The sequence below is a fragment of the Palleronia caenipelagi genome, assembly GCF_007004065.1.
GTDB classification, from domain to species: Bacteria; Pseudomonadota; Alphaproteobacteria; order Rhodobacterales; family Rhodobacteraceae; genus Palleronia; species Palleronia caenipelagi.
The window spans coordinates 1-2125 of sequence record NZ_VFSV01000120.1; the positions used below are offsets into that span (position 1 = coordinate 1).

General features: G+C 57.9%; 1 protein-coding gene and 2 pseudogenes. 1 reads left to right on the forward strand and 2 read right to left on the reverse strand.

The window, feature by feature from the left end; genetic code table 11:
- Positions 1-32: 32 nt before the first annotated feature.
- Positions 33-1261, reverse strand: a protein-coding gene (locus FEV53_RS20080; RefSeq protein WP_246100946.1) for an IS3 family transposase whose coding sequence is annotated in 2 segments (ribosomal slippage) — positions 33-997 and positions 997-1261 — 1230 coding nt in all. Because the reading frame shifts where the segments join, the coding sequence is not laid out codon by codon here.
- 54 nt (positions 1262-1315) lie between these two features.
- Positions 1316-1861 (reverse strand): annotated as a pseudogene (locus FEV53_RS20085) (IS5 family transposase); the annotation flags it as partial.
- 27 nt (positions 1862-1888) lie between these two features.
- On the opposite strand from FEV53_RS20085, the pseudogene FEV53_RS20090 reads away from it, so the two are divergent.
- Positions 1889-2125, forward strand: a pseudogene (locus FEV53_RS20090) (IS481 family transposase); the annotation flags it as partial.

Here is a 2125-nt window from a genome sequence, read left to right on the forward strand (position 1 = left end):
ACCTCTGCTTGTCATGCAGGCCCAAAGCCCTGCTATCCGTTCAGGTCATGAGAAAAGACGGGGGCGATCACACTACCGCACGGCCCAGAACGGCCGACCCATTCCCGATCCGTCCCCCGCCGCTTCCCGGCATGTTTGGGGAGCCGGGAAGCGGCTCCCTTATCGCAAAGGAGCCGAGGGAAGTCATAAGACAAGCCTAATGCGCTGTGTGGTCGTTTCGTGTTGTAGTGTTTCCTCCATTGTTCGATCAGGATCTGCGCCTCGCGCAGGCTGTAGAAGGTTTCGCCATTCAGGAACTCATCCCTGAAACGGGCAGTGAAGCTCTCCACATATCCGTTCTCCCAGGGTGACCCGGGATCGATATAGGCGGTCATGGCTCCAACAGCTTTGATCCAGTTCTGTACGGCCTCAGCAACGAACTCCGGGCCATTATCAGACCGAATGAACGAAGGCACACCGCGCAGGATGAACAGGTCGCTCAGCGCATCGATGACGTTGCCTGAGTTCAGGTTGCGATCCACACGGATGGTCAGGCACTCCCGGCTGTACGCGTCAATGATGTTGAGCGTACGGAACGCCTTCCCATCGTCCGTCCGGCAGTGCACGAAGTCATATGACCAAACATGGTTTGGATGCTCAGGCCGCAACCGGACACACGATCCATCATTCAGCCAAAGCCGTCCCTTCTTTGGTTGCTTCATTGGGACTTTCAGCCCCTCTCGTCGCCACAGTCTTTCGACGCGCTTGTCGTTCACATGCCAGCCAGCATCTCTGAGCAGTGCTGCGATCCGACGATAGCCATACCGTCCATATTGCCGGGTTAGCTCGATCATATCCGCCACCAAGCGCTCTTCGTCCGGGCGACCGGCAGGTGCTTTGCGCTGTGTCGATCGGTGTTGTCTCAGAACGCGACACGCGCGACGTTCCGAAACGTTCAGCTCCGCTCGAATACGATCAATGCAAGCACGGCGACGAGCGGGGCTCAGAAGTTTCCCTTTGCGGCCTCCGCCAGGATCAGCTTGTCCAGGGTCAGATCCGAAACGGCCTTGCGCAGGCGCTCATTCTCTTTCTGAAGACGCTTCAGTTCCTTCAATTGGTCCGCGCCCATTCCACCGTACTTTTTCTTCCAACGGTAGAATGTCTGTTCGGTTACGCCAATCTGGCGGATCGCATCCAGACGCGGCATCCCTTGCCCCGTCAGAACCTCAACCTGCCGTAACTTCGTAACAATCTCTTCCGGCTTTGGTCGCTTGTTTGCCATGTGTTTCCTCCGTTTTCCTGAACATAGCGGAGGACCACTTCAGTGGGGGAAGACCAACGCTTCCCTGAACCAGTCGGCGTCATAGCCCCGGTCGCCCGGCAGCCATTCGACATCTGGAAGACTGCTGCACCGCGCCCGCGCGCCGACGTAGCCGCTGACCTGACCGGCCGTGATGGAGCTTGTTCAGAGGACGGCCTCGGCTGTCGCCGACCGCGTGCAGCTTAGTGTTCATCCCGCCTTTAGTTCGATCGATCATATGTCCAAGATCGCCTTTTTGACGCCCATGCTGGTCGCTGTTCGGTGGGCCTTCAGATCATTCGGCCGTCTGCTCGGACCGATGGCGCCGCCGGCCTCATCATCGATCATGACGGTCCTTTCTTCGCCGTGGTCGGCGGCCAGACCGACCATCATCTGCGCGAACATGCCCTTATCGCTCCACCGCTTCCAGCGGTTGTAGAGTGTTTTGTGGGGCCCATACTCTTTCGGCGCGTCGCGCCACCGTAAACCATTGCGGTTGATGAAGATAATTCCACTCAAAACACGTCTATAATCAATGGGTACTGACCCTAGATGTTTGATCCCACGGTTTGATGGTGTGATCCTTTCTCAGGAATGGAAGGAAGCATTATGGGACAAGTTCGTCACGGGAGCGCCTCGACCACGCACGCTGTCAGAGCTGCAATACAGCGATCGCAAGCTTCGCTCACGCAGCTGAGCAAGGAGCTGGGCATCAATCCCAAGACCGTCGCGAAGTGGCGCAAGCGGGCGACGGTGGAGGACTTGAAGACTGGGCCGAGGGAGCCGCGTTCGACCGTTCTCACCGAAGCGGAGGAGGCCATGATTGTCGCATTCCGGCGTCATACG